This is a genomic window from Bacillus sp. HMSC036E02, assembly GCF_001836235.1.
GTDB classification, from domain to species: Bacteria; Bacillota; Bacilli; order Bacillales; family Bacillaceae_G; genus Bacillus_A; species Bacillus_A cereus.
The window spans coordinates 322,571-345,048 of the sequence record NZ_KV827857.1 but is presented as its reverse complement, the minus strand read 5'-3'; the positions used below and the strand labels follow the sequence as shown (position 1 = coordinate 345,048).

Below are 22,478 nucleotides of genomic sequence, written 5' to 3'. Positions count from 1 at the left end.
TGAAGAATACTATAAAAAAATTACCGTACCCATTTAAATTACCGCTATTATATATGGCTGCATTAATTCCTCAAAAGTTGAGAGAAAGCAAAGAGTATAAAGAGTATGTAAGATTCTTAGAATCTTCTTCTTCGTGGGATGCTACAAAGATAGCCGAATTTCAAAATACACAATTACAGTTATTAATTAAGCATGCTTATGAAAATGTTCCTTTCTATACTCAAATGTTTAATCAATATGGGATTAGTGTAAAAGATATTAGGGATGTTGGAGATTTGAAGAAAATCCCTATTATAGATAAGTCCGTGGTTAAAGAAAATAGAGAAAAATTTATAGCTAAAAATATTGATATAAGTAAAATTAAGTCTATTAATACAGGTGGCACGACTTCTAGCCCAATGCATTTCTACAATACAGATACTACAAACAATAGAGAAGCTGCATTTTTTAATCGTATATGGAAGAAGTATGGTTATGAAGGGCAATTATGCTTAGTGTTAAGAGGAGATGCAAATGATAGTGAACAATTATATAAATATAGTCCTTATAATAAAGTAATATCTATAAATACTAGAAATTTAGATGAAGAAAAAATGGAGGGGATATTAGGTGTCATTTCAAAATATGAACCCTCTTTTATACAAGCATACCCTTCATTGATTTATCTCTTATCTAAATATATTAATAGAAATGAACTGTCAGGAAAAATAGGAAAGTTTAAAGCTGTTTTTTGTTCCTCAGAAAAAATGTACGATTTTCAAAGAGAAGAAATAAAAAAGGCTTTTAATACTCAAGTAATTGATTATTATGGGCATAATGAACGTCTAGCTTTAATGGAATATTGCCCAATATGTAGCAGGTACCATGTTTTACCTGAATATGGTATTGTGGAATTTTTAGATAACAATGGATCCTCAGTCAATCAAGAAAATGAAATGGCCGAAATTGTGGGGACAGGTTTTAATAACTATGCTTTTCCACTTATTCGTTATAAAACATCAGATATTGCAACAATATCTGGAAGCGACTGTAAATGTAAATGTGGTAAACCATATGTCAGTGTAAAAGAAATTGATGGGCGATCAGGGGACTTTTTAGTGACTGAGGATGGGAAGCATTATTCACCAACTATGTTGGAATTTGCCATTCGTCATGTTGAAAACTTTAGGGATTTACAGTTAGTACAAAAAGATTATAATCAATTGGAAGTACTTATTGTACCAAACCAATATTATACAGAAGCTGAGGGGATTCGTTTTAGTAATGAACTTCAAAAAAGAATAGATACTAATATTAATATTGAAGTAAGAATAGTAAACCATATAGATAGGCCGTTAAACCAAAAACATAGATTTATTATCTCTAATATAAAGTGAGGGACTAAACATTGAAAAAAACAATTGGATTTCCTATAAGTGATAAAAAAAATGAAAAAAGAAGAGCTTTAGTGCCTGAAGATATAGTAAACATTAGTAATAAAGATATGATATATGTTGAAAAGGGATACGGAGAAATTTTAGGAATTACAGATAAACAGTATATTGATATGGGAGTTAATGTAGTTGAAAGAGATATTGTTATGTCTAGGGATGTTATATGTGATCCTAAAGCTGGTGACGCTGGATATCTAGAAGATTTAAGGGAAGGACAGCTTGTTTTTGGATGGATACATGCAGTTCAAAATAAAGATATAACAGATCAATTTATAAATAATAAACTAACTGCAATTGCTTGGGAAGATATGTTTGAAAGTGGAAGACACGTTTTTTGGCGAAATAATGAGATAGCTGGGGAAGCTGCAGTTTTACACGCTTATAATTTATATGGGAAATTACCATACGAGACAAAGGTTGCTATTTTAGGACGCGGAAACATAGGAAGAGGTGCATATAAAACGCTAGTTGCTCTTGGGGCTGATGTTGTAATGTATGATAGAAGAACAGAAGTTTTATTCCAGGAAGAACTTGGTAAATACGATGTGTTAGTAAACGCAATTCTTTGGGATGTTGATCGTACAGATCATATTATTTATAAGGAAGATTTAAAACGCATGAAAAAAGGAGCAATGATTATTGATATTAGTTGCGATGCACATAAAGCTGTAGAGACAAGTGTTCCAACTAGTATAAGTAATCCTGTCTATGAAATTGATGGAGTTTTACATTATGTAGTAGATCACACTCCAACTATGTTTTATAAAACTGTTTCTAGATCTTTAAGTTTAGAGATTTGTAAATATATAGATTTTATTGTTGAAGATATAGAAAATAAAGTATTATTAGGAGCTTTAATTATAGACAAAGGAATAATTAGAGATAAACGCATAGTAGATTTTCAAAATCGCTGTTTAGAAACAGTATAGAGAAATAACTAGCTCTTAAAAAGAACTAAAAGGAGAGCTTATATAATGAAAATTAATATAATTGGTACAGTCCCACCCCCTATAGGTGGGATTTCTGTTCATATAAAAAGGACAAAAAAGTTTTTAGATGAAAGAGAGATAGAAAGTGCAGTATACAATGAAGCAAATTGGGGAAGAGAAGAAGATGATATTTATCCTATAAAAAATTATAAATTTTTTATGTGTAGACTTCCTTTTTTAAAGGCTGATGTGTTCCACTTTCATTCCATAGATATAAAAATTCGTATTCTTTTAGGAGTATATAATTTTTTTGGAAAAAAAATTATATTAACAGTACATGGAGAAAGTCTAACTGATCAATTAAAGAGTTCTAATTTTATTACTAGATATTTATTATTAAAAAGTCTAAATAAACTTGAAAAAATTATTTGTGTAAATAATTCAATTACAAATGACCTAATTCAATTTGGAATAAAACATCAAAAAGTAATTACAGTTCCAGGATATATCCATCCGCAAGAGGATAAGAAAGATATCCTTAGCATACCAGAAACAGTTTGGGATTTCATAAAAAGAACGCCTTTCCTTATTAGTGCAAACGGATGTGTACGTTTTTATAAAAATGAGGACTTGTATGGAATTGATATGCTTATTGAATTAATGAAGAAATTAAAAGATAACAGAATAGAAACGAGTTTACTATTTGCTGTTTTAGATAAAGATAGTCAGACAGAACTTGAAAAAACGTATTATCAAGAGTTAAAAGAAAGAATAATAAGATATAAATTGGAAAATCACATTATGTTTTATGAGGTAGAAAATACAGAGTTTTATCCTATTCTCCAAAAAACAAATCTGTTTATAAGGCCTACTAATACTGACGGTTTGGGAGTATCAATTACAGAAGCAATTCATTATAAGGTACCTTCTATAGCAAGCAAAGTCTGTGAAAGACCAACAGGTACGATATTGTTTGAATCCCGGAACGTAGATGATTTATTTGAGAAAGTAATTAAGGTTATTCAAAATTATAATGAGTATGTTGATGAGATAAGTGTGATAAATAATCAAGATTATGCAGAAAACTTGCTCAGTATTTATAGAGAGGTAAGCTCTAAGTAAAAATATTAAATTAGCAAGGTTTGGAGGATAAAATGTATCAGATTAATGTATGTAGCTCATTAGAAGATGTACAAAATAAAAAAAATGAGTGGTTGAAATTTGAAAAAAAAATAAATAATCAAAATATAACCACTTCGTATTATTGGATAGAAAGCTTTCTAAAGGTATTTTTTCCAAGAGAAGATAATCAATTTGGTTATAAAAAAGAGATCATTGTAATCTTTCTGTATAAAGAAGGAGAGTTAATCGCAATAGCTCCATTAATACAAGTAGTCCATAGAAAATATGGAATTAAATTAAAAATGATAGAATTTATAGGCCAACAATGGGGTGGAACCTTTATTGATATTATTGGTAGAGGTTTAAGTAAAGAGGATGTAGATTATATTATGGGATATGTTTATAGTAATTATAAATTTGATTTATTACACTTTAAATATATTAGAAAATCTACTGAGAATTTTGATTTGAATAGTAAAGATGCAGAAGTTTTATCAGGATGTCCATATCTGGTAATTGAGGATTTCAATGAGTTCGATGAATACAAAAATCAGGTATATTCAAAAAAATTAAAGCAAAATATTAGAACAGCATTTAATAAAATGAAGAAAAAAGGATTAATTTATGATTCAGTAATTGAAAGAATAAATAATCAAAACTTTGAAGACATTGTAAGGATTTCCCGCTCAAAACTTGAGGACGGCAAAGGTAGTATTTATTTAGATGAAGATAAGAAGAAATTTGTAAAAACAATTATCGATAGTTTACCAAGCGAGGTTATATTTGGAAGGATTAACAATGATTGTGTTGCGTACAGACTGAATTTATTTTTTAATGATATAAAATTTTGCTTTGACGCAGCCTATGATAGGGAATTTAGAAATCTAGAATTAGGCACTCTATCAGTAGAAGAAAGTATTAAGGATAGCTTTAAGAAGAATATTAAATTACATTCGGAGGGTGCGGGAACAGATTTTTATAAGTTAAAATTTATGAAAGAAGTAGAGCAAATCTATACATACACTAAAAAGGGAAATACTTTGCTAAGCTTTATACATTATAAGAGGCATTTAATTAAAGTAAGAAAAGATAATGACTAGATAGAATAATGATATGATTCTAAGAAAATAATGAAAGGTAATAGATGATGAGCTTAGTAAATAAAGTTAGAAATCGGAGTATGAAAACTATAATTAAAAAAATTAAAACAAAATTTTTCACGGTTTCCAATGGATATATATTAAACTTGAATAATTATAATATGGTTCCTTATGAGGAAAAATATAATTGTTACGCATTAATGCCGATGCAAATGTATCATTTGAAAACAATGATTGAGTCATATGGTAACCAAGTAGGTAGTTACAAATATGAAATTCTAAAAAAGAGAATTGCAGAACAGGATAAACATATACCATATGTAGTAGTAGACAAGGAAGGCGATTTATATGGTTATTTCCACCTCTCCATTGGAGATACGCGAGATGGTACTATAAATATTGATGTTCAAGTTAGTAAAAATACAGTGTATTTATTTGATGATTATACTTTTTTAGAAAAACGTGGTAAAGGTGTGCATAAATTTTCGGTTTACTCGCGTTTAGAGTTGGCTAAGAAACTAGGATATTCAAAAGCTATTGTAAACATATTAAAAGGAAATTTGTATTCTGAAAAAAGCTATAAGGGGTTAGGCTTTATAAAAAATTTAGTTTATTATTATGTTCACATTTTAAACTTTAAAAAAACTTTTACTCGTGTGGTTAAGAAATAATTTTAAGTTAAGGAATAGTGGTAAGTATGAGTTTAAATAGTAATAAGTTGATATCTAGTGGGACTGTATATTTTATATTTTCAATTCTAACACAACTAATAAATATGTTACTCATCCCTTTATATACTAGTAATTTATCACAAAATGATTATGGAAAATATGAATTATTAAATACCATACAACAATTGTTAGGCCTTGCTATTACAATTGGGGTATATTCGGGATTAAAAAGATTTTTTTATGATGTAGAAAATAAAATAACATTGAAAAATACAGCATTAAACTTTTCAGTATTATGGGGGATTGTTGTTTTTTCATTTGTATATTTTATTAGTCCGTTAATAAGTGACTATGTTTTTAGTGGTGACAATGAGGTCACTCTTTATATTAGAGTTATAGTAATAACTTCTTTATTGACATGTTTGATTGCTATTTATACTAGTTATTATGAAATGGAATTTAAAGCTTTTAGGGTAGCCATAGTACAATTAAGTATCTTAATTTTAACATTTCTATTAGCCACATATTATATTTTGATTTTGGGCAATGGAATTATAGGTATATTAAAGGCTACTTTAATTTCGAATCTATTAGTTTTTATTGTATTGTTTATATTAGACTTTAAAAATTATAAAATTACTATTCATGTACCATATCTTAAAAACATACTGTATTATGGTGGAGGTTTATTGTTAGGACAAATTTCGGCATGGATATTAAATTTGATAGATCGCTTTTTTATTAAAGAATTAATCAATTATTCAGCAGTTGCGGTGTATTCAATATCCTCAAAAATTGGAATGTTAATCAATCCAGTTTTTATCACGCCATTTGCTCAAGTATTTACAGCTTATAAATTTAAGGTTTATAAAGAAGAAGGCGGTCAACAAAAAATCCAAAATATGTTTCGAATCTACAATATTGTAGGTTGTTTTTGTATTTTTGGATTAGCTATATTTGGTAAGATAGCGATTAGTATTTTAGCTACAAATGAATATTTAGAGGCTTATAAGATTATTCCATTAATTGCTATTTCCCATTTTATATGGGGAATTGGACAATTTTATTCTTTAGGTTTACATGTAGCAAATAAAATGATGTTAAATTCCCTAATTGTTGTAATTAGTGCTCTTATAAATATAGTGCTAAATATATTACTAATTCCTCATCTTGGGATAAATGGTGCAGCTTTAGCGACAATTGTATCTTATATAGTGGCTAATATTCTTTATTATTATTTTAGTGAAAAATACTATAGTTTAGGATTAGGCTTACTATATCCATATAAATATTTTACCATTTTTGTTTTATTATATGGGGTATATTGGATGCTGATTTCTCCAATTCAAAATTTATACATTGAATTTATTTGTAATGTATTTCTATGTATAGTATATGTTTTATTATTGATTGTTTTCAAATTTACTAATATTCAAGAAATTAGGGGATTTCTGTTGTCAATAGTAAAAAAGAAATAGACAATATTCAAAACTATTTAATTTTTTGAGCTAATGTATAATAAAGATTAAATGAAAAGTAATTTAAAGTATTAAATATTTTAATAAGGAGAAGATATGATGAATATTGAAATATGTAAGTGGTTTAATAATTCAGATTCTCCAGTTATGTTTATGATAGACGATTTAGCAAACGTTTGGGTAGATACAACTAAAAGTGGGGAGTTAGAATTAGGTGAAGATTGGGGTTATTGGAAAAACGAAGAAAAATCATCTTTTCGATATTTAAACGAAGTTGTTTTAAAGGAATTTCCAGAGGTTAAAGCTACATTCTTTGTTCCAGTAGGTGTTAGAGTGGGAATGATAAAAGAACCGGTAGCGCCCTCAATATCAAAAAAGATTAACCATGATGAAGCGACGAAAAAATTTTTTAGAGACATTCATCAAAACCCCAGATTTGAAATTGCATATCATGGAACTACTCATGGTAAAGTGGGAGAAACTAATTTGGATTTCAAACAAGAATGGGAACTTTTTTCGAGTTTAGAAAAAGCTGTGGATGTTGTTGAGGAAGGAAAAAGAATCTACAAAGATGCAATAGGTGTTAATCCTTTAGGTGGAAAATATTGTGGTTATACTAGTAATGAGTTTTCAGATCTTAGTATAGATAAAACAGATTTTTTATGGTGGTGTAGATATTGGAATAGAGGCATAGAGGAGGGAGAAGTAGATAAAGTTTCTGGAAGGGATAAAAATTCATTATCTAATTATGATATCAAAAAGTTTGGAGATAATAATGTTATTGACATACCATCAACAGTAAACGGTGGTTTATTGACAAGTGTATTAAATAGCAATTTTATATCTATTAAGGGGATATTAAAAAAATTATTGAAAAACTATTTAGTACAAAAAAGGTTACAACAAATTGAATATTTACTAAAGAGGAAATTAGTCATTAGTATCCAGGAGCATATTGCACCTTCTAGGGATGATGGAAGAAGACAAATGCCTAATATTTTTGATGATACTAAAAGTTTACAAACCATATTTAGATATCTTCGTAATAAGAATGTATGGTATTGTACAGGTACTGAATTGGCGAGTTATGTATATTTAAGGGATAATTTTTTAATTAAGTCTACATCTGAAGGTACTTTTTATTTCGTACAAACCAAGGATAATAATCGAGACGTAGAATTAGGGGAAGTAACCCTGTCTATTTCTGGTTGTGAAAAAAGAAAATTGTTATTACCGAATCAAACAATTAAAAAAGTAAGGAATGGCATTGTTAATGTTCCAATAATGTCAGGAACTTATCAAATTATTTAGGGACATATTGCTGATTTTAAGTAATAAGTAATTTAAATCCATGAGGTTACTACATATGAAATTAATATTTATTTTAAGTCTATTTTTATTTCTTTATTTTTCTTCTTTATGTTTAATTCTTATGAGGAAGAATAAAAAAAATACCATTATTATTTTTATGTCTATAATTCTAGTGGTCATAACTTTAAATATTTCACCGACTATGTTTGTTGTTGAATTTCAAGATATTCGAGTACAGTTATTACTATTTGTTTTAGTTATTTTGAATTGTACATTAGCAATATATAAGTTAATTCAAAAACAAACATTTTCTAGTTTTGATAGGAAAACATACAGTATTACAACGTATGCTTTATGTTTGTTGGTAATTATTTCCTGCTTCCCTTTGCAGTTTTTAACATTACAAATATTTGATATTAACTTATTTGTATTCCATCTGACTGTGTACTGTAACATTTTGTTAATGGGATTCTTCTTTAATCAAGTTAGAGGTTTTAGCTTACAATCAATGCAATTTTTTCAGGTAGTAGGCTTTTTCTCTCTATTTAATTCTATTTTATCAGTAATTCAATACATATTTAATCGGTCTTTTTTGTTATTTTCAAATGGGGCTAGTATTAATTACACAGAAGGATTAGAAGTTGTTAAAAGAGTTGTTGGAGTAATAGGGGCTAGTAATGGTGCTGGGAATTTAGGGGTTATCTTATTTCCTATTCTAGTATTCAATTTTTTGAAAAGGAAAAACTCTTTAAATCTGTTAGTTTTATTATTAAATATTGTATTTGTTATATTAACTTTAACGCGCATATCATATGTGGCTATTTTGTGCCAAGTACTAATTATTTTCTTAATTAAGAAATCTAAGAATAAGAAGGAATTTGGTTATAAAGTTTTATTTGCTAGTATGGTTCTCATAGGATGTACACTCATTATATCCTTATTTTATAGTGAAATATTCAATTTGTTATTTGTAAGTCGTGGTGGCACACAGGAACACAGGTTTATACAATTTATAAATGTTTTTCAAGTAATCAAAGAAAATTTTGCAATGGGAATAGGGGCTGGACAATATACGTATTATGCATCTTATTATCTTTTTGCAACAGATTTAGTTGTGCACTCACAAGTTTTAAATATTCTTTTAGAACAAGGAATAGTTTCATTTATGAGTTTTGTAATCTTAAATATAAGCTTACTATTATTTACACTGAGAAATATTGATGACGGTTATAAATGGCTGCCGATTTCTCTATTTATAGGGAATTTAATTACCACAAATTTCAATCCGAATCAATACTATTCTATAAATATATATATATACTTTTTTATTATGCTATCACTTACATGTTCTACAGATTTATTGTCAAAGAAAAAGTGAAGATTTAAATAGTTGCTGAGATAGTTGAATGTTCAGCTAATGGAGAAGAGGAAATAAAATGAATATACTGATGTGTGAATATCTTCAATATGATACCGTATTTCAAGTGGGAAGCCATTACTACGCTAAAGAATTTCTTAAAGAAAATAATAATGTGGTTTGGGCTAATCAACCTAAACCCTTTTTTTTCGGTAAAGAAAAAAATAATAAGGTGCCCACTACAAACTTAGAAATTTACAATCCTAATGTCTTACTACCTTTTTGTAAATATCCTGGGCTTAATACAAAATTTTGGGCAGAATATCATATAAAATATCCTTTTTCAAAAGTTAGTAGTGATTTAAAGAAAAAAGAAATAGATGTGATGTGGCTGACAAATGTAAAAATGTACGAGTTAGCAAATCAATTGAATTATAAATTTATGATTCATAGAATGGCTGATGACTTTTCTGGTTTTAAAGGAGCGTATAAGAACCTTATATATTTACAAAATCAAGTTGTACAAAAATCAAACCTAGTGGTTGTTACCGCCAAAAATTTAGTTGATGTTGCTTATAAACATAATAAAAATGTTTTATATCTTCCAAATGGTGTTAATACAAATAGGTTTAAAGGAAATGTTGGTGATATGCCCCTAGAGTATCAAAATTTAAATCGTCCTGTTGTTGTATATGTAGGGGCAGTAGAAGAATGGTTTGATTATGAATTAGTTATTAAAGCAGCTGAAAAATTAAAAGAATATGCTTTTGTTATTATAGGAAATGTAAATGATAAGATAAGAGAAACCTTTGCTTCAAATAAAAACATCCATTTGTTAGGAAAAAAATCGCATGATGAGATACCTAAGTATTTAAAGCATGCTAACGTGGGTATTATGCCGTTTGTTGATAATAAATTAACAAATAGTATTCATCCATTAAAATTATATGAATATTTTGCAGCCGGATTACCTGTTGTGTCAAGAAAGCTTCAAGAAGTAGTTGAAATGGATTCACCGGCTAAATTATATAAGACAAATGAAGAATTTATAACTTTAATAGATGAAGCAATTAAAGAGACATTAAATAAAGAAATGTTTATAGAATATGCCGAGCATAATACATGGGAAAAGAGATATGAACATTTAAAGCAGTATATAAATTATTAGGGTGAGTATATGAAAATACTATTAATTAATAAATATTACTATGTAAAGGGTGGTAGTGAGACGTATTTTTTTGGTTTAAAAAAAATGCTAGAAGATAATGGACATGAAGTTATTGTTTTTAGTATGCAAGATGAAAAAAATCAACAAAGTGAGTTTGAAGATCACTTCGTAAAAAATGTTAATTATCAAGAGGATAGTGGCATTTTAGCGAAAATGCAGGGAGCTTTGAAATTAATACATTCTAATGAAGCGTATAAGAAGTTATGCAAATTAATTGCTTGTACTAAACCAGATATTGCCCATGTTAACTTAATATATCATCAACTGACACCTTCTATTTTTCAAGCATTAAAAAAATATAACATACCAACGGTTTTTACTTCACATGATTATAAATTAGTTTGTCCAAATTATAAGCTTTTTAATAATGATGAAGTATGTACGAAATGTATACAAGGTAATTTTGTGAATTGTTTTAAAAATCGTTGTCATAAAGATTCAACAATATATAGTCTTTTATTAACTATGGAAGCATATTGGCATAAATGGTTAAAATCATATGATGTAGCTGATTTTGTAATATGTCCAAGTAAATTTATGTATAATCAATTAGCTGAAAATAGGATACCGGATACAAAGCTAGTGCACCTTCCAAATTTTTTAACAAATAATTTTCTTGAAATTGAAATGAATGAGAAAAAAGAAAAATTTATACTCTATTATGGTAGACTTTCTAAAGAAAAAGGCATAGATACTTTGCTAGATGCTCAAAGATTATTAGGTGAAAGAGTAACTTTGAAGTTAATAGGAACGGGCCCAGAGGAAGGGAGATTAAAAGCTAGAGTTGAACAAGAGAATATTCGAAACGTTGAATTTTTAGGATTTAAATCTGGAAATGATTTAGTAGCAGAAATTAAGAAGGCGAAAGCTACCATAATTCCTTCGATATGGCATGAAGTTTTTGGTTTAACGATTATTGAATCTTTAAGTGTGGGAACCCCTGTAATCGGATCTAAAGTGGGGGGGATAACAGAATTGATAAAAGAAGGAGAGAATGGATTTCTATTTGAAAGAGCGGATGAAAAAGAGCTTGCAAATAAAATAGATAGATTAATCAATTTAACAGAAGATGAGTATGCTCAAATGGAACGAAATAGCTATCAGGCTAAAAATGACTTTAAACCTGAATGGTATTATGGAGAATTGATTAGCATATATGAACAAGCTATTAATAATAAGAAGATAAGGAAGTAATTTGATAATGAAACATGTATTTATAATCGGATCTAAAGGAATTCCCGCAAAATATGGTGGATTCGAAACATTTGTAGAATACTTAACAGCTCGAAAACAAAGTGAAGATATTCAATATCACGTATCTTGTCTAGCTCATGATAATGATGAGTTTAAGCATAATAATGCAAGATGTTTTAATGTCAAAACACCTGAAATTGGTAGTGCTAAAGCAGTAGCATACGATATTTTAAGTTTAAAAGAGTGTATCCGTTATATTAAAAGAAATAGCCTTACAAATTGCATTGTTTACGTGCTTGCTTGTCGTATTGGTCCATTCTTTTCCTTCTATAAAAATAAGCTAGAAAAAATGGGTGTAAAAGTATTTGTAAATCCAGATGGGCATGAGTGGAAAAGAAGTAAATGGAGCCCTGCTATCAGAACATATTGGAAAATATCTGAGAAGTTAATGGTTAAAAATGCAGATTTGTTAGTATGTGATTCTAAAGGAATTGAGTCATATATTAAAACAGATTATAAAAAGTATAACCCTAAGACGACATTTATTGCTTATGGCGCGGATGTTACATCGTCATCTCTAAAAGACGAGGATGTAAAACTAAATGAATGGTATAAGAAACATGATATAAGCTCCAATGAATATTACTTAGTAGTTGGTCGTTTCGTTCCAGAGAACAATTATGAGTTAATGGTCCGTGAATTCATGAAATCAAATTCTAAAAAAGACTTTGTTATTATCTCTAATGTCGAACAAAATCAATTTTATCAGGATTTATTAGCAACGACGAATTTTGATAAGGATCCTCGTGTTAAGTTTGTTGGAACTGTATATGATCAAGAACTATTAAAGAAAGTTCGTGAAAATGCATTTGCATATTTCCATGGGCATGAAGTAGGTGGAACGAATCCATCATTATTGGAAGCATTGGCGTCTACAAAATTAAATATGCTTTTAGATGTGGTGTTTAATAAAGAGGTTGGGGGAGCAGGAGCTGTTTACTTCTCTAAAGAAAGTGGATCCTTAGCTAACTTAATTCATGAAGTTGAGCAATATTCACAAGAGCAAATTAATGAATTAAGTAATAAGGCGAAAGATAGAATCATCCATGAATACTCATGGGAAAAAATTGTAACTGATTATGAATCTTTATTTTTAAAGTCATAAATTAGAAAGGGGATGAATCTGGACAGATTTATTCCCTATTTCTATGATATAAAAGGAGCGCGAGCAATTTATGAAAGGTATTATTCTAGCTGGAGGTAGTGGAACACGTTTATATCCACTAACACAAGCAGTATCAAAACAATTATTACCTGTATATGATAAGCCAATGATTTACTATCCATTATCAGTATTAATGCTTGCTGGTATTCAAGAAATTTTAATTATCTCTACACCACAGGATACACCTCGTTTTAAAGAGTTATTGGGAGATGGTTCACAGTTTGGGATAAAGCTAGAATATGCTGTGCAACCTTCACCCGACGGTTTAGCTCAGGCATTTATTATCGGAGAAGAGTTTATTGGCGATGATTCTGTAGCTCTTGTTCTTGGTGATAATTTATTCTATGGACACGGTTTAACGAAACTATTACAAAACGCCGCAGAACGCCAAGAAGGGGCAACCGTCTTTGGATATTATGTAAATGATCCAGAACGTTTTGGGGTTGTAGAGTTTGATGAAGGTGGGAAGGCCATTTCTATTGAAGAGAAGCCTCAAGAGCCAAAGTCACATTATGCTGTAACAGGTTTATATTTCTATGATAATCGTGTTATAGAGATTGCGAAGAATATTAAACCATCACCCCGTGGAGAGTTAGAAATTACTGATATAAATAAGGTTTATTTACAATTACAAGAGTTGCACGTTGAAATTCTTGGCCGAGGTTTTTCTTGGTTAGACTCTGGCACGCACGAGTCATTATTAGAAGCATCTCAATTTATTGAAACAATTGAAAAACGTCAAAGTTTAAAAGTAGCTTGTTTAGAGGAAATAGCATTTAGAAAAGGATATATTACACGTGAGCAATTATTTGAATTAGCAGAGCCGATGAAAAAAAATCAATACGGTCAATACTTGATTCGATTGGCAGAACAAAGTAAACAAAAACAACCAATTTATCAATAAAGGAGTACTTATAATGAAGATTGTTGAAACTAAAATTCCTGATGTAGTTATTTTAGAGCCTAGGGTATTTGGCGATCATCGCGGATATTTTATGGAAAGTTATAATAAAGAGGTTTTTGATCAGCTTGGTTTAGATTACGAATTTATTCAGGATAATCAATCTTTATCTGTACCAGCCGGAACATTACGTGGATTACATTTTCAGTTAAATCCTAAAGCACAGACAAAGGTAGTACGCTGTATCACAGGTGCTATTTATGATGTAGCTGTTGATATTCGGAAAGGTTCACCTACATATGGACAATGGGTTGGTGTTATTTTAAGTGAACATAATAAACGCCAATTAGTCGTGCCGAAAGGATTTGCACATGGATTTTGTACATTAGTGCCAAATTCGACAGTGGCTTACAAAGTAGATGAATACTATTCTCCTAATCATGATGCTGGTATTCTATGGAATGATCCAGCCTTAGGAATCGATTGGCCGGTGAGTGAACCAATCCTTTCGGAAAAGGATACTAAACATCCATTATTAGAAGAAGCAAATATTAATTTTGTGTACGAGAAATAAGGAGGAATAACATGAAAGTATTAGTAACAGGTGGCGCAGGGTTTATTGGAAGTAACTTTGTTCGATATATGGTGAAGAAGTACCCAGAATATAATATTGTAAATTTAGATTCGTTAACATATGCAGGTAATTTAGAAAATCTAAAAGATATTGAGGAATTATCTAATTATAAATTTGTCAAAGGCGATATAGCAGATCGTCAGTTTATTAACCAATTATTTAAAGAAGAAAAGTTTGATTATGTGTTAAATTTTGCAGCAGAGTCACATGTTGATAGAAGTATTACAAATCCTGATATTTTTATTCAAACGAATATTCAAGGTACACAAGTATTACTAGATGCTGCTAAAAATGCGGAAGTAAAAAAATACTTGCAAGTTTCAACAGATGAGGTATATGGAACTTTAGGCGAAACTGGTTACTTTACGGAAGAAACACCTTTGGCATCAAATAGCCCGTATAGTTCAAGTAAAGCTGGTGCAGATCTATTAGTTCGTGCTTATCATGAAACGTTTGGTTTACCAGTAAATATTACACGTTGTTCAAATAATTACGGACCATTCCATTTCCCAGAGAAGTTAATTCCTTTAATGATTATTAATGCACTAAATGATAAACAATTACCTGTATATGGTGATGGTTTAAATGTACGTGATTGGTTACATGTTGAGGATCATTGTCAGGCAATTGATTTAGTACTTCATAAAGGTAAAAATGGTGAAGTGTACAATGTTGGTGGAAATAACGAACGTACAAATATTGAAATTGTAAAAACAATCTTAAAAGCATTGGACAAGCCTGAATCTCTGATTAAGTATGTTACAGATCGTCCAGGTCATGATCGCCGTTACGCAATTGATGCGACAAAACTCCGTGAAGAATTAGGTTGGTCACCAAAGTACAATTTTGACACAGGTATTGAGCAAACTATTAAATGGTATTTAGAAAATCAAGATTGGTGGAAAAATATTATTTCTGGAGAGTACCAAGAATACTTCAAGAATCAATATGCGAATAGATTAGAGGTATAAAACATGAAGGTGTTAGTAACAGGAGCTAAAGGTCAGTTAGGACAAGATGTAGTAAGTTTATTAAAAGAACAGACATGGGAAGTCTTTGGGTTCGGCAGAGAAGAGTTAAATATTACAGATGAAAAACAAGTAAGCGAGAAAGTATTATTAATTCAACCCGATATTATCATTCATACGGCAGCATATACACAAGTAGATCAAGCGGAAAGCGATGAAGAATCTGCTTTTAAAGTCAATGCTGAAGGAACAAAATACTTAGCTCAAGCTGCTGAAGCAGTAGGGGCAAAGTTTTGCTATGTAAGTACTGATTACGTTTTTGATGGAACAAAAGATACTCCATATAAACCGGATGATCAAACGAATCCTCAGACTGTATACGGTAAATCAAAATTAGTTGGAGAACAGTATACACAAGAGTATTGTTCAAAAAGTTATATTGTTAGAACGTCTTGGGTATTTGGTTTATATGGTAATAATTTTGTGAAGACGATGCTACGTTTGGCAGAGGAAAATAAAGAATTAGGGATTGTTCATGATCAAGTGGGTTCACCAACTTATACCACTGATTTAGCAAGATTTATTATTAGTCTTGTACAAACTGATAAATATGGAGTATATCATGGTTCTAATTCAGGGGTGTGCTCTTGGTATGAGTTTGCAAAAGAGATATTCAAGCAATCTAATATTGAAATAGTGGTCAATCCACTAAAGACCGAAGATTTTCCAAGGCCTGCTGCACGCCCTAAGTACTCAGTGCTGGATAAAGGGATGATTGAAGAAAATGGATTTGAATCGCTTCAAAATTGGAAGGAAGCTTTAAAAGATTTTCTCAAGAAGCTATAAGATAGTGGAAGAATCAGTAGTTTACAAATGATTTGTAAATCTGTATAGTTTTATGTGGAATAATAGTAAGAATAAGGTTGTTGAATTTGTTATTTGAAAGAAGGAAAAACGATGAAGAAAAAGATTCTATTTTGGATTCTAGGTATCATTGGTGTTCTTGTTATTGCTGGTGGAGTATATGCGTATACTGTTTACTCTAATGTATCTAATACATTAAATACAGTGCATAAGCCTTTGGATCGTGATAAGTCTGATAAACGAGATAAGAAAGTAGAAATTGCGGATAATAAACCTATATCTATTTTACTGATGGGCGTAGATCAAGAAGGTAATGGAACAGGTAGATCCGATTCACTTATGTTATTTACCTTAAACCAAAAAACAAAATCTATGAAAATTACAAGTATCCCACGAGACTCTTATACGGAGATTGTAGGGAAAGGGAAAAAAGATAAAATCAACCATGCCTATGCTTTTGGCGGAATTGATATGGCTGTAAAAACAGTAGAGAATTTTCTTAATGTACCAGTCGATCATTACATTGAGGTAAACATGGCTGGATTCAAAGATATTGTAGACGCTGTTGGTGGTGTTGATGTAAATAATGATTTGGAGTTTACATCAAGGGAGCAACATTTTGCTAAAGGTAACATCCATTTAAATGGTGAAACAGCATTAAAGTATACTCGTATGCGTTATGAAGATCCACGTGGTGACTTCGGTCGTCAAATGCGCCAACGTCAAGTTATTCAAGCTGTAATTAAGAAGGGTGCAAGTGTATCTTCTCTAGCAAGCTACGGTGATGTATTAAAAGCAATTGAGAAAAACGTAAAAACAAGTTTAACGCAAGATCAAATGTTTGATATTCAAAAGAATTATAAAGATTGTATGGAGAACAGTGAAGAAATTCAAATTCCAGGTGACGGACACAAAGCCGCTGATGGTATTTGGTACTACTATGTTCCAGAGGCAGCAAAACAAGATATAACGAATAAGTTAAGAGCACATCTTGAATTAACTAAGTAATATGTAATAACCCAGCTCCTTTGGAAGGAGTTGGGTTTATTTTTGCATGGATTTATATTAGTATTATATATTGTGAGATTAATAGATGAGGTGAATCGATGAATAAGAAAGCGGTACTTGTCCTTGTTATTTTTGTATTGTTTGTTGCTTCGATTGTGAGCGGTAAATTGTACTGGAATAAGAAGGTTGCGAATGCAACAGGACAAACGAGTGAAGTAACGAAAACAAAGACTGAAGTAAAAGATAGCGGAGCAAAGAAAGAAGAGAAAAAAGAAGAGAAAAAACAAGATGTGAAGTCATCTTTTAATGAAGCATACGCGAAGAATTTGCCAGATGCAGTGAAAGAGAAGTTAAAGAAAGCTGTTGAGGATAAAAAGGCAGTAAACCTTATTATTGTTGGTGATGAAGCTTCTTCATCTGAAAAAGGTGCTTGGGCAGCTAAGTTAACGTCTAATTTAGAAACTGCTTACGGTAAAGGTTTATGGAATGTGACTGTAAAGGAATATAAGGGTGAAAGCACAGAAGAGTTAATTGCGAATAAGCGTGATAAAGAGATTGCGAAAGAGAATCCAGATGTGATTTTATTTGAGCCACCATTTATTACTGATAACGGTAAAACTGGTAATGGGAACTCTGTTGCGAGTACACAGAAGTTCGTTCAAGCACTTTCTACTAGTGCAAAGGGCGCTACGATTATGATTCAACCATCAAATCCAGTGTATGGTGCGAAAAATTATCCGAAAGCGATTGAAGCATTAAAACAATTTGCGACGCAAAATAATTATACATATATTGATCATTGGGGAGCATGGCCGGATGCATCGACAAAGGCTATCCTACCATACTTAAAAGAAGAGTTTGGTTTCCCAACTGCTAAAGGTCATGAAGTTTGGGCACAATATGTAACGGATTATTTTGTAGCTAAATAATAAAAGGGGAGAGGGTATCGTCGACAAAATATGTTCGACAATACCCTCTCTTTTTTTATAGGATTTTTGCTATACTAAACTGTACTATAATACATGATGGAAGGAGGAGAATGATGAAAATACTTGTGGTTGATGATGAATCGAGTATTCGTAATTTGATTCGGATGCAGTTGGAGATGGAAGGTTATGAAGTATTGGCAGCGGCTGATGGGAGAGAAGCTTTGGAGCGATGGAATGAAGGGCCGGATGTATTGATTTTGGATGTTATGCTTCCGGATACGGATGGGTATGAGTTGCTTCGTTTGTTCCGTGAGAGGGATAGGGATATTCCGGTGCTTATGTTAACGGCAAAGAGTCAGATGAATGATAAGTTGCTTGGCTTGCAGCTTGGGGCGGATGATTATGTGACGAAGCCGTTTAATTATGCGGAGCTTATTCTTCGGATTAAGAATATGGCGCGGCGTGTAAAGAAGGCGGAGGCTGCTGTAAGTCATGAAGTAATTGAGGCTGGAGAGATAGTGGTTTGTCCTAAGGAAAGAAAGGTACATGTGAGTGGACAAGAGATTCAGTTAACGTACCGAGAGTTTAATTTATGTCAGTTATTTGTTTCAAATCCGCAGCGTGTGTTTATGAGGGATGAGTTACTTGAGAAAGTATGGGGATTTGAGTATATCGGAAATACGAGAGCAGTTGATATTATGGTGCAGAGACTTCGCAAGAAGCTTGGGACGAGCGGAGAATATATTAAGACAATTTATGGCGTTGGCTATAAACTGGATTGTTAAGTGGTGATGGTATGTCTTTAAAACGAAATATGGTGTTTGGAATAGTTGGGCTGTTAATTCCGATTTTTGTTCTTTTATATGCAGTTGTTTATATTACGTTAGAAAAGAATATGTATCATAACGCAGCAGATTCTTTAGAAAAGTTAAGTGTAGAAGCGCAAATTTATACGATGAATTATTTAGAGAAGGAAGCAGAAGTGGATACGCTTGGTCCGAATTCACTTTTAATTGCGTCGTATTTAGCGAAGCGTATGGATGTCCGTGTGCAGATGATTGGGAAGAATGGCGATGTTGTTGCAGATACACAAAAAGGAGCATTGCTTCACCGTAACATCGACATTGAGAGTTCTTTGAAGGGAAAGAAGTCTTACGTTTTTGAGGAGGCGGATCCAGCTCCTATTCTTTTGTTTTCAAGCCCGGTTTATTATGGAAACGATGTCATTGGAAGTATTCGTTTTATAAATGAGTTAACGGGTGAGAAGGAAGTTTTAACAAATGTGAGCTGGACGTTCTTAATGACATCTCTTTGTTTAGTAGCTACCGGTATTTTCTTTGCAATTCGTTTGGCGAAGTCTCTTCATAAACCAATTGATCAGTTGAGACAAATGGCACAGCGGCTCGCGAATGGTGATTATAAGAGTAAGATTGAGTTAAATGAGTACGTGGAAATCGCTCAGCTTTCCGCATCTTTTAACGCGATGGCTGATGGAATTGAACTGCATATTAAGCAATTGCAGGAGGAGAAAGAGAAGCAGAAAGATTTCCTAGACCGCATTACGCATGAGTTAAAAACACCGCTAACTGCAATTATCGGTTATGTTGATTTAATTCCGAAGTTACAATCAAAAGAAGATGTACAGGAAAGTCTTCGTTATGTGGCTGTGGAAAGTGAGCGTTTATTATCACTTGTAGAGGAACTGCTTAAGTCCTCGAAATATGGGAAGAGTACGTTTGAAGTGTCTCCTACAGTTGTGAATATAAAGGAATTGGCAGAAGAAGCAGTTTCAATTGTGAAACCTCGCCTAAATCAATTTGAAATTGAAGTGATAAATGAGTTAACGGATGTACATGTTGTTGCGGATTTTGATAAGACGAAGCAAATTTTCTTAAATGTGCTTGATAATGCAATTAAGTATAGTGATGCTTCTCACATTCGTATGAATGTAATTGTAAATGAGCATGAGGCGAAGGTTTTTGTTCATGATGATGGGATCGGTATAGATGAAGTGGTGCTTGCAGAGTGGAATGAGTCTCCGAAAGGAAAGGCACTTCCTTCTAGTTATGGGAATGGTTATGGTTTGTATATTTGTCAGGAAATTATGAATAAGCAGGGCGGAAGCATGCGGATTGAGAGTAGTGAAGAAGTAGGTACTACAATATTCATTACATTTTTGCTTCCGAGAAGGATGGAAGACATAAAAAACTTGAAAGCGGTTAAATGATACATTTATGAAACAATTATGCGGTATTTTCGAAACAACGTTTTTTTATCTTGGAGGTAGGCAGAAATGAAAAGGCTATCATTTCAAATTCTTATGTTTGTCATTTGTATGATTGTTTCTCTTGTTTTGTTTTATGTTATGGAGAAGCAAATCTATAATCGAATCAACATTGTAAATGATAAACAAGCCGTTTTACAAAGGGTGAATGAATCTCTTCCAATTGAAGTGAAAGTAAGACATGAAAAGTGGGGAGAAATTGTTGTAACGGATGAAGTTCGTTTGCATACGATTGTTTCATTCTTTGACCGAATTCGAATAGAGCCAGGGGACGTTAAGAGCCAAGAACAAGTATTTACTGGAGAAGTAACGTACTTGAATGGACATAAGCGTACTTTTGCAGTAGGTGACTTGTTCCAGTATGGGGAAAATGTATACGGAAAGAATGGCATGGATCCGATGATTTCAGCACTTCAAACGTATTTATTAAGCCTGTATTACACGCCAGAGCGTATTAGTGATTTCTTTGCTTCAGCAAAGGATGTCGTAGTACGTCAAGGCGATGTGGTACGTACTATCAATCTTACGCACATACTTGATTCTATTCGATACGCAAAGCAAATTACAGATTACGGAGAGATTCAGAAGTTATTACAATCGCAGAATGAACCGATTGCTTATATTACAGCTTATAAAACAGGTAAGCGTGTAAAGAATGATCGTGAAGATATTCTTACGATTTCTGTGTATCCATCGTACTTTGTTGTGCAATATCTCGGTGATAATAACGGGAATGTCATGTATATGAAAGGCTCTCTAGCAGAGTTATTCGTAAAGGAGAATGCGTCATGAGAAAGATAGCCTTTTTCTTCTTTTTGCTAGTAATTGGAGGAGCGATGTCTAGTTGCTCTCGAGATACAACCTCTATTAAATATAGTAAAAATGGTCTCCCTATTTTGGATGATCGTCATATTGTTGCGTATGTGGCGGCTCGTGAGGAAGTTGGTGAAGCGTTACTTTCATCATTTTGTAAACCACGTGGATGTACGTATGAATTTATTCGTCTTTCAACAGAAGAACTTCTTCGTAGAGTGGAAGAAGAAGCTGGAAATCCGAAGGCGGATATTATTATTGGCGGTACAGTAGATGCGCACCAAATGATGAAGCAAAAAAATCTTTCTATTCCTGTGATAAGCCAACATGCAAATCGTATTTCAAAAACTGTTAAAGATAAAGATGGTTATTGGTACGGTTATGAAGTGGAGAAGCTGGCAATTGCGATTAATAAAGAGCGGTGGAACGAGGAAATAGCGCCGCTCGGTCTCTCGTATCCGTTAAGATGGAAAGATTTATTGAATCCAGTATATAAAGGAAAGATTGTCATGCCCGATCCAAATGTTTCAGGTACAGCATATACGTTTTTCCAATCACTGATTGATACGTTAGGTGAAGAGGAAGCGAAGGGATATGTGAAGAATCTGGCAGAACAAGTTGGAGAAGTAACAGTGAATGGTTACATCCCAGCAGAACTTGTTGCGAGCGGTGAATATATGATAGGCATCAACTTTATGGGAGATCAGAGAATGCTTCAAAAACAAGGCTTTCCGATTTTAAGTAACGAACCTGAGCAAACAGGGTTATCTGTTAATGCGATTTCGAAACTAAAACGTGCACCGAGTGGTATTATTGCGGATTTATTTATTGATTATTGTTTATCAGAAGAAGCGGGGCATATTTTAGAAAAAGTGTCGTTTGGCGTACCAACGATGTTTGCGAAGAATGAGAAAGAAATAGAAGGACAGCCGGTTAGAAGGACGAACCAAAATATATCAAATAGCGGAATAATCGAGATATGGAATAGACAGCGTCTCTCTCTGAAGTGAGAAAAGGAGACGAAAATAT

General features: G+C 31.9%; 21 protein-coding genes. All 21 read left to right on the top strand.

The annotated features are described in order from the left end of the window. The first annotated feature begins 53 nt into the window (after positions 1 to 53). The 21 genes from HMPREF2590_RS22880 (at position 54) to HMPREF2590_RS22780 (ending at position 22,459) form a co-directional block, all read left to right on the top strand. On the top strand, positions 54 to 1,376 hold the full coding sequence (locus HMPREF2590_RS22880) for an acyl-CoA synthetase family protein (protein WP_225989789.1): 1,323 nt from the start codon (positions 54 to 56) through the stop codon (positions 1,374 to 1,376). 11 nt (positions 1,377 to 1,387) lie between these two features. Further along, positions 1,388 to 2,362, top strand: a complete 975-nt coding sequence (locus HMPREF2590_RS22875; RefSeq protein ID WP_000750924.1) for a N(5)-(carboxyethyl)ornithine synthase — start codon at positions 1,388 to 1,390, stop codon at positions 2,360 to 2,362. 45 nt (positions 2,363 to 2,407) lie between these two features. Next, positions 2,408 to 3,484, top strand: a complete 1,077-nt coding sequence (locus tag HMPREF2590_RS22870) for a glycosyltransferase family 4 protein (protein WP_000700166.1) — start codon at positions 2,408 to 2,410, stop codon at positions 3,482 to 3,484. Between the two features lie 32 nt (positions 3,485 to 3,516). Beyond that, positions 3,517 to 4,584 (top strand): GNAT family N-acetyltransferase, encoded by a 1,068-nt coding sequence (locus tag HMPREF2590_RS22865; protein WP_000284357.1) that lies wholly within the window; start codon positions 3,517 to 3,519, stop codon positions 4,582 to 4,584. An 80-nt stretch (positions 4,585 to 4,664) separates the two neighbouring features. Then, positions 4,665 to 5,255: a GNAT family N-acetyltransferase gene (locus tag HMPREF2590_RS22860; protein WP_225989788.1), complete on the top strand. Its 591-nt coding sequence runs from the start codon at positions 4,665 to 4,667 to the stop codon at positions 5,253 to 5,255. A gap of 26 nt (positions 5,256 to 5,281) precedes the next feature. After that, complete coding sequence (locus HMPREF2590_RS22855) at positions 5,282 to 6,733, top strand: oligosaccharide flippase family protein (RefSeq protein WP_000056218.1); 1,452 nt, start codon at positions 5,282 to 5,284, stop codon at positions 6,731 to 6,733. 99 nt (positions 6,734 to 6,832) lie between these two features. Next, a complete protein-coding gene (locus HMPREF2590_RS22850) occupies positions 6,833 to 8,044 on the top strand; it encodes a polysaccharide deacetylase family protein (protein WP_001019254.1) in 1,212 nt (403 codons plus the stop codon). Positions 8,045 to 8,099: 55 nt separating this feature from the next. After that, positions 8,100 to 9,422 (top strand): O-antigen ligase family protein, encoded by a 1,323-nt coding sequence (locus HMPREF2590_RS22845; RefSeq protein WP_000766557.1) that lies wholly within the window; start codon positions 8,100 to 8,102, stop codon positions 9,420 to 9,422. Between the two features lie 58 nt (positions 9,423 to 9,480). Continuing rightward, a complete protein-coding gene (locus HMPREF2590_RS22840) occupies positions 9,481 to 10,569 on the top strand; it encodes a glycosyltransferase (RefSeq protein ID WP_001023777.1) in 1,089 nt (362 codons plus the stop codon). Positions 10,570 to 10,578: 9 nt separating this feature from the next. Beyond that, a complete protein-coding gene (locus tag HMPREF2590_RS22835; protein WP_000698283.1) occupies positions 10,579 to 11,823 on the top strand; it encodes a glycosyltransferase family 4 protein in 1,245 nt (414 codons plus the stop codon). A 7-nt stretch (positions 11,824 to 11,830) separates the two neighbouring features. Further along, on the top strand, positions 11,831 to 12,988 hold the full coding sequence (gene cps2T / locus HMPREF2590_RS22830) for a beta 1-4 rhamnosyltransferase Cps2T (RefSeq protein WP_003313491.1): 1,158 nt from the start codon (positions 11,831 to 11,833) through the stop codon (positions 12,986 to 12,988). Positions 12,989 to 13,058: 70 nt separating this feature from the next. Beyond that, a complete protein-coding gene (gene rfbA, locus HMPREF2590_RS22825; protein ID WP_000676105.1) occupies positions 13,059 to 13,952 on the top strand; it encodes a glucose-1-phosphate thymidylyltransferase RfbA in 894 nt (297 codons plus the stop codon). A 13-nt stretch (positions 13,953 to 13,965) separates the two neighbouring features. Next, complete coding sequence (gene rfbC / locus HMPREF2590_RS22820; protein WP_000706205.1) at positions 13,966 to 14,523, top strand: dTDP-4-dehydrorhamnose 3,5-epimerase; 558 nt, start codon at positions 13,966 to 13,968, stop codon at positions 14,521 to 14,523. Positions 14,524 to 14,534: 11 nt separating this feature from the next. Next, positions 14,535 to 15,554, top strand: a complete 1,020-nt coding sequence (gene rfbB, locus HMPREF2590_RS22815) for a dTDP-glucose 4,6-dehydratase (protein ID WP_000866932.1) — start codon at positions 14,535 to 14,537, stop codon at positions 15,552 to 15,554. Positions 15,555 to 15,557: 3 nt separating this feature from the next. Then, complete coding sequence (gene rfbD / locus HMPREF2590_RS22810) at positions 15,558 to 16,397, top strand: dTDP-4-dehydrorhamnose reductase (RefSeq protein WP_000866890.1); 840 nt, start codon at positions 15,558 to 15,560, stop codon at positions 16,395 to 16,397. Between the two features lie 111 nt (positions 16,398 to 16,508). Continuing rightward, on the top strand, positions 16,509 to 17,423 hold the full coding sequence (gene tagU / locus HMPREF2590_RS22805; protein ID WP_000727065.1) for a polyisoprenyl-teichoic acid--peptidoglycan teichoic acid transferase TagU: 915 nt from the start codon (positions 16,509 to 16,511) through the stop codon (positions 17,421 to 17,423). 98 nt (positions 17,424 to 17,521) lie between these two features. Continuing rightward, positions 17,522 to 18,352: an SGNH/GDSL hydrolase family protein gene (locus HMPREF2590_RS22800; protein WP_001034175.1), complete on the top strand. Its 831-nt coding sequence runs from the start codon at positions 17,522 to 17,524 to the stop codon at positions 18,350 to 18,352. Between the two features lie 113 nt (positions 18,353 to 18,465). Next, the gene (locus tag HMPREF2590_RS22795; protein ID WP_000699550.1) at positions 18,466 to 19,137 is read left to right on the top strand and encodes a response regulator transcription factor; all 672 of its coding nucleotides are present in this window, start codon (positions 18,466 to 18,468) and stop codon (positions 19,135 to 19,137) included. Between the two features lie 11 nt (positions 19,138 to 19,148). After that, positions 19,149 to 20,579: a HAMP domain-containing sensor histidine kinase gene (locus HMPREF2590_RS22790; protein ID WP_000054013.1), complete on the top strand. Its 1,431-nt coding sequence runs from the start codon at positions 19,149 to 19,151 to the stop codon at positions 20,577 to 20,579. Positions 20,580 to 20,645: 66 nt separating this feature from the next. After that, entirely contained in the window at positions 20,646 to 21,428 is a 783-nt protein-coding gene (locus HMPREF2590_RS22785; RefSeq protein WP_000826624.1) for a DUF3919 family protein, read from the top strand. Then, positions 21,425 to 22,459 (top strand): ABC transporter substrate-binding protein, encoded by a 1,035-nt coding sequence (locus tag HMPREF2590_RS22780; protein WP_001225645.1) that lies wholly within the window; start codon positions 21,425 to 21,427, stop codon positions 22,457 to 22,459. The genes HMPREF2590_RS22785 and HMPREF2590_RS22780 overlap by 4 nt, the downstream gene beginning before the upstream one ends. Positions 22,460 to 22,478: the final 19 nt, after the last annotated feature.